The following is a 6,148-nucleotide window of genomic DNA, read 5'->3' on the forward strand; positions in this document are numbered from 1 at the left end:
CGCCAACCCTGACCCGAGAGATCCCCGATGACCGATGAGATGATGAACCTTCTCGGGCTGCTGGAGGGCCGCTCCGAAGCGGCATGATAATTTGCCCGTCGCCGTGGGTACCAGCGAGCGAGGCTGATACTGGCGCACGAAGAATGTGGATCGGCTTATTTCTTCAGCGCAATGCGGTCGCAGCCCGCTCGGCCAGCACCCCGTCTCGCGCAGCCTCCATCATGCTTCGCGGGATGGTTCGGATCTGCCGCTCCGCCATCGCGAGAACTTCGGTGGGCAGTAATGCGCACTTGTCGTGATAGGCCGAGACAAGCGCGATGCCCCGCACTGCCCACTGATCGTTCGCGGCCGCAGGGGAAGCCACGTTCCCCGCGAGGGCCGCCGCCAGCAGTAAGGGGATCAATTTCATCGTGCTTGCTCCACGTTGAAGGCGTTTGGCGCTTCGGGCTGCGGGTCGCGCCCGCAGCGAAGGGTCAGCGCAGAAGGTGTTCGGCGGCCCTCATCTTGGCCTTCATCGCTACGCAGTACCGGGCAGTGCCGGCTGTCTTGTGGGCAGTCATCACCCGATCCGCCGTCGCGTTGAGCATGTTGCGCGGGACCTCCTTGATCACGACCTTGGCCGCCAATTCAGCCTGCCGCCTGTGGTGGCCGACTAGCGGCGCGCACATCTTGTCGTAGAGGATCAGGTTCATGACGCCCTCCACGATCTTGTTGGTCTCGTCCGCGCGTGCGGCTGGGGCCGCGAAGACTGCGAGAGCAATAGCCAGAAGTGCGGTAGTCCGTTTCATGGCTTGCTCCGATGGCCGGGTTGGGGCTCCCCGCGGTAGCACTGGCTCGCTGTGCAGGACTTGTCGGTTCCCGCCATGCTCATGCTCATCCCCGCCATGGGCAGGCATTGCGGTCGGGTCGCTCGCCGGCCGCCCTCGCCTTCTCATCGCCGACGAGCCGACGACTGCGCTCGACCTCACGGTGCAGCAGTAGATCCTCGCCGTTTTCAGCGCTCTTGCCGGAGCGGGCCACGGCATCCTGCTGATCACCCATGATTTGGCGGTGGCTGCTCAGCTCGCCCACCGGATCGCCGTCATGCAGAACGGTGAACTGATCGAGACGGGGCCCGCCTGGCAGGTTCTCGGCAGTCCCCGCCACGCCTATACGCAACGCCTGCCGGCCGCTGTGCCGAGCGCAGCGACGCGTGACCGCTGGCTGTCATCGCCGGGCTTGCGGCCGAGCCGGGCGATGGATGCCCACACAGAACGAGAGCCGATCTTCGAGATGCGCGATGTCTCGGTCCGGTTCGGGCGGCGTCGGGACGGGACGGTGTTCACCGCGGTGGCCGGCGTTTCTCTGACCGTCCATACAGGCGAAACCTTGGGCGTGGTCGGTGAATCGGAGTCGGGAAAGACGAGACTCGGCAAGGTGGCGCTGGCCCTGCGGCGTCCGGACGAGGGCGAGGTGCTGTTTCGTGGTCAGCCCTGGAGTGCGCTGCCGGAGCGGGCGCGGCGTCCTTTGCGGCAGGCCCCGCTCAGTTCCTTCGATCCTCGCTAACCGTCGGACGGATCATCGACCAACCCTGCGCCTGCGCGGAGATCTCAGCAAGGGTCGCGCGCGCGTCGCGCGTTCTGGAACTGCTCCAGCTCGTCAGTCTTCCTCCGACTATTCTTCAACGGCGGCCGGCGAAGCTCTCCGGCGGCCAGCGGCAACACGTCGCCATTGCCCAGGCCCTCCGTGCGAGCCGGTTTTCGCCCTCGACGTCACGACGAAGGCGCAGGTTCTCGATCTGCTGATCGCCCTCCAGGACCGGCTCGGCCTGGCGATGTTGTCATCTCGCATGATCTGGGCGTGATCCAGCATGTCAGCAACCACATCGCCGTCATGAAGGATGGCGAGGTCGTGGAAGCCGGGTCGGTGGAGGACATCTTCGGAGCTCCGAAGCACGCCTACACTCGCCGCCTGCTCGATGCGGTGCCCAAACTCCCGAAGGTTGCGCCCCAGCCAGCCCACCTGCACAGGTGCTACCCTGAAACTATGCCCGTCACCGGACCAGAGGTCCGCGTCACCGCCATCGACGTAACGGCGAAGGCCGATGCACTTCAGGCGACGCGACGCAATTCCTTCTCGGTGACACCGAGGCTGGTCAGCAGCTGCGCACGTACTGCGGCGAAGCGGAGTTCGCGCTGGGCCGGGTCGGAGGGCAGATCGATCGTCAGATCGACGATGAATTGGCCCTGATCGAGAACGAGCACGCGCTGCGCCAGGTGGATCGCCTCATCGACATCATGGGTCACCAACAGAACCGCGGGTCGGTGTCGGGCACAGAGGTCGAGCAGGAGCGCCTGCATCCGCAGCCTGGTCAGGGCATCGAGCGCGCCGAACGGCTCATCGAGCAGGAGGAGTTCGGGCTCGCGCACCAGCGAGCGAGCGAGCGCAGCCCGCTGTTGTTCGCCCCCGGACAATTGCATCGGCCAGGCAGCGGCACGCGCCGTCAGTTCCACCTCACCGAGCGCGAGCAACGCCCGCTCGTCGACTGTGCCGCCCTTCAAGCCGAGGGAGACATTGTCGACGACCTTCTTCCAGGGCAGCAGCCTAGCATCCTGGAACACGACCGAGACCGCATTCGGGGCTTCGAACCGGCCCGAGCCCGGGACGCCATGATCGAGCCCGGCGAGCGCGCGCAAAAAAGTGCTCTTGCCGGAGCCGGAGCGGCCGAGTAGTGCGACGAACTCGCCACGCCCGATATCAAGGTCGACGCCGTCGAGGATCGTCCGTTCGCCATAGTGCCGGGTCAGGCCGCGCACGCGCACGACCGGATCGGGATTCAGTCCGCGAGAATCTTGCGCCATGGCAGAGCCTTTCGGGTGACGAAGCGTACAAGCCAGTCCGAGCTCAGCCCGAGCGCAGCATAGACGGCAAGACAGAGGATGATGACCTCGGTCTGGCCATAGGTCCGGGCCAGGTTGATCATGTACCCAAACTGGCGGCATTGACCTGCTCGACGACGACCAGCGCCAGCCAGGAATAGGTGACGCCGAAGCGCAGGCCGAGCAGGAAGCCAGGCAGCGCCGCCGGCAGCACGACATGGCGCATGAACTGCGCGTTGCTGAGGTCGAGCGTCTCGGCCAGCTCGATGAAGCGGGCATCGGTGGAGCGCAGGCCGTCATGGGTCTGGATATAGATCGGCGCGAAGGTGATCAGCGCGATCGTCAGGATCTTCATGCCCTCGCCAATGCCGAACCACAGCATCAGCAACGGGATCAGCGCCAGTGCCGGAATGGCGCGCTTGATCTGGATCGGGCCATCGACGAGATATTCGCCGATCCGGCTCAGGCCGGCGATGACGCCGAGCGAGGCGCCGGCGACGATGCCCCAGAACAGCCCCCAGAACGAGCGGACGAACGAGGTCCACAGGTTTTCCTGCAGGCGGCCGTCCTGGACCAGCTCCCAACCGGTGATCGCCACGGTCCAGGGAGCCGACAGGATGCGATCGTCGATCGTGCCGGTGGCCGAGCCGAGGCTCCACAGGAGGAGCAGAAGCGCCGGTCCGATGGCCGCGCCATAGGGAACGGTCGGGCCGGGTCCAAGCTTGCGACGGCGCCGGCGCGACGCGCCGTTCGTGTCGGTCGCTGAGATGGGCTCGGCCGCGCCGAGTCGCAGCCAGCCGGGCCGCACCCGGCCGGTGGCGCGGCGCGCATTCGGGAACGAGAGATCCGCCATGGCTCACTCTCCCTGATAGGCCGCGCCAGCGACCGTCTCGAAGCGTCGGTCGAACAGCGATCGCGCCTTCAGCACGGGCTTCTTCAGCTCTTCGGCGAGCAGATCGATCGTCTCCTGTTGGCGTTCGATCGCGCCGCTCCAGTCGAGCGGCACCGGGCTGCCGTTGGACTCGACGAGGAAACGTCCGGCCTCCGGTTTCAGGCCCTGGTCCTTGACGTAATAGCCCGTGATCCATTCCTCAGGATGGGTCTCGATCCACTTCACAGCCCGGCCCCAGGCTTGGACATAGGCGCGGATGGCGGCGGCCTTGTCCGGATCCTCCAGCGAGGATTTCGCCACGTAGAGATAGGAAGGGTCGTCGCGCAGACCGTGCGGCAGGGCTTYGGCGCCGTCCCTGGCATAGTTCTGGACGAAGCGCTGTTTGTTGGCTTCCGCGATCGGGGCCGCGTCGACAAGCTTGCTCGCCAACGCGTTCACATAGGCATCGCCGACGCTGGGCAACTCGACAAGCTGGACATCGCCATGGCTGAGCTTCAGCTTCTTCAGCAACCGCAGCACCAGCGCCCCCTGCGCCTGGCCCGGGCTGAAGGCGATCTTCCTGCCCTTCAGGTCTTCCAGCTTCGCGATGCCCGAGCCCGGCGCCGTGGCGATGACGTAGATGGGATGGCCGATCGGATCGGGCCGGAACTTCGCCGCGACGATCTTCACGTCAAGGCCGGTCCACTGGGCGTGAATCGGTGGGATGTCCGCCACCGAGCCGATATCGAGGGCCTTTGCGCGAAAGGCCTCGATCGTCTGCGGCCCGCCGGAAATATTGGCCCACTCAACCTTGAACGGCAGTTTCGCGAACTCCCCCGAAAGCGTGAGTGCCACGCGCGTCTGCGGGTCGCCGATCACCAGTTTCGTCCCCGGCGCAATGCTGCCGGGAAGCGGCGCGGTCTCCGCCAGCGGGCCAGCGCTGGCGGGACCAGCCAGCACCAGGGCTGCCGCAAGCAAATTCCGGAAGATCGATGGCAGGCCGTGCGATAATTTCATCGGATGTCCTCAGGACGTGTGCGCGACGCATCAGGCGGCTCCGCCTCGCGGCGTTGCTGCGTTGCACGTTTGGGAAAATGCAGCTGGCCCAGGCGGGCTCAGGCGCTCTTGCGCCTGGCCGCGGCATAACCGCTTTCGGGCCGAGGCAGGCCGTAATGGTCACGCAGCGTCGTGCCGGAATACTCCTCGCGGAACAGGCCGCGCTTGCGAAGGATGGGCACGACCTCGGCGACGAAAACGTCGAAGCCGCCGGTCAGCCAGGGCGGCATGACGTTGAAACCATCGGCTGCGCCAGTCTCGAACCAGGCCTGGATCTCGTTTGCGATGCGCTCCGGCGTGCCGGCGAGGACCCAATGGCCGCGCGCTCCGGCAAGACGCTTGATGAGCTGGCGAATGGTCGGTTTCTCGCGATCGACGATATCCACCACAAGTTGGAAGCGGCTGGCAACGCCTTTGGGGCCGCTGGTATCGATCACATGGCGTGGGAACGGACCGTCGAGATCAAAGCCGCTCAGATCGACGCCGAGCATGCGCTTGAGTTGCTCCAGCGACGCGGCCGGCTGGATCAGATCGTTGATTTCCTCCTCCAGCTTGTCGGCCTCGGCCTGCGTCGAGCCTATGAACGGGCTGATGCCGGGCAGGACGCGGATCTGCTCAGGCCGGCGGCCGAGCGCGACGGCCCGCTTCTTGATGTCCGCGTAAAAGGCCTGCGCGCTTGCCAGGTTCTGGTGGGCGGTGAAGATCGCCTCGGCGTGCTGCGCAGCGAAGGACCGGCCATCCTCTGACGAGCCCGCCTGGACATAGACCGGTCGGCCCTGCGGCGAGCGCGAGACGTTGAGAGGCCCGCGCACCCGATAGTGCTTGCCGGCATGGTCGATGCGGTGGACCTTGTCGGCATCGGCAAAGACGCCGCTTTCGGGGTCGACGACGAGCGCCTCATCCTCCCAGCTGTCCCAGAGTTTGGTGACGACCTCGAGGAACTCGCGCGCTTTCTCGTAGCGGTCACCGTGTGGCGGATGCTCCGGCAAGCCGAAATTCTGGGCCGCGCTGGCATCGCTGGTGGTGACGATATTCCAGCCCGCCCGCCCGCCGCTGATGTGGTCGAGCGAGGCGAACAGCCGAGCAAGATTGTAGGGTTCGTTGTAGGTGGTCGAGGCTGTGCCGATCAGTCCGATCCTGCTCGTTGCCGCCGCGATTGCGGTGAGCCAGGTCACCGGCTCGAAGCGTATGCGTGAGGAGTAGCGGACGTTCTCCGGCAGCGAGGGGCCGTCGGCAAAGAAGATCGCATCGAACTTGGCGGCTTCAGCGCGGCGTGCCAGCTCTTGATAATAGCTGATTTCGAGCACCCGACGCGGCTCAGACTCCTTGTAGCGCCAGGCCGCCTCATGATGCCCGCCGGGAT

Annotated in this window: 8 protein-coding genes and 2 pseudogenes; 3 read left to right on the forward strand and 7 right to left on the reverse strand. The window is 65.8% G+C overall.

From position 1 onward, the window contains the following. Nucleotides 1-163: 163 nt before the first annotated feature. From AC1D34_RS32900 to AC1D34_RS32910, 3 genes are all read right to left on the reverse strand, one after another. Nucleotides 164-409 (reverse strand): hypothetical protein, encoded by a 246-nt coding sequence (locus AC1D34_RS32900; protein ID WP_441508792.1) that lies wholly within the window; start codon nucleotides 407-409, stop codon nucleotides 164-166. Between the two features lie 64 nt (nucleotides 410-473). Beyond that, nucleotides 474-788, reverse strand: coding sequence for a hypothetical protein (locus AC1D34_RS32905; RefSeq protein WP_441508791.1), 315 nt, complete (start codon nucleotides 786-788; stop codon nucleotides 474-476). Between the two features lie 85 nt (nucleotides 789-873). Next, complete coding sequence (locus tag AC1D34_RS32910; RefSeq protein ID WP_476826503.1) at nucleotides 874-1,041, reverse strand: hypothetical protein; 168 nt, start codon at nucleotides 1,039-1,041, stop codon at nucleotides 874-876. Between the two features lie 9 nt (nucleotides 1,042-1,050). On the opposite strand from AC1D34_RS32910, the gene AC1D34_RS32915 reads away from it, so the two are divergent. The 3 genes and pseudogenes from AC1D34_RS32915 to AC1D34_RS32925 form a co-directional block, all read left to right on the forward strand. Then, complete coding sequence (locus AC1D34_RS32915; RefSeq protein WP_476826504.1) at nucleotides 1,051-1,545, forward strand: ATP-binding cassette domain-containing protein; 495 nt, start codon at nucleotides 1,051-1,053, stop codon at nucleotides 1,543-1,545. A gap of 41 nt (nucleotides 1,546-1,586) precedes the next feature. After that, nucleotides 1,587-1,784, forward strand: coding sequence for an ATP-binding cassette domain-containing protein (locus tag AC1D34_RS32920; RefSeq protein WP_441508804.1), 198 nt, complete (start codon nucleotides 1,587-1,589; stop codon nucleotides 1,782-1,784). A gap of 88 nt (nucleotides 1,785-1,872) precedes the next feature. Beyond that, a pseudogene (locus AC1D34_RS32925) lies at nucleotides 1,873-1,968 on the forward strand (ABC transporter ATP-binding protein); the annotation flags it as partial. Nucleotides 1,969-2,090: 122 nt separating this feature from the next. Here the strand turns inward: AC1D34_RS32925 and AC1D34_RS32930 are convergent. From AC1D34_RS32930 to AC1D34_RS32945, 4 genes and pseudogenes are all read right to left on the reverse strand, one after another. Further along, nucleotides 2,091-2,840, reverse strand: a complete 750-nt coding sequence (locus AC1D34_RS32930; RefSeq protein ID WP_441508790.1) for an ABC transporter ATP-binding protein — start codon at nucleotides 2,838-2,840, stop codon at nucleotides 2,091-2,093. After that, nucleotides 2,816-3,711, reverse strand: a pseudogene (locus AC1D34_RS32935) (ABC transporter permease). The gene AC1D34_RS32930 and the pseudogene AC1D34_RS32935 overlap by 25 nt, the downstream one beginning before the upstream one ends. 3 nt (nucleotides 3,712-3,714) lie before the next feature. Next, complete coding sequence (locus AC1D34_RS32940; protein WP_476826505.1) at nucleotides 3,715-4,746, reverse strand: ABC transporter substrate-binding protein; 1,032 nt, start codon at nucleotides 4,744-4,746, stop codon at nucleotides 3,715-3,717. A gap of 98 nt (nucleotides 4,747-4,844) precedes the next feature. Next, nucleotides 4,845-6,148, reverse strand: a 1,304-nt coding sequence (locus tag AC1D34_RS32945; RefSeq protein WP_476826506.1) for an LLM class flavin-dependent oxidoreductase, incomplete at its 5' end; no start/stop codon positions are given.

Source organism: Allobosea sp. P1_A7, assembly GCF_056406775.1.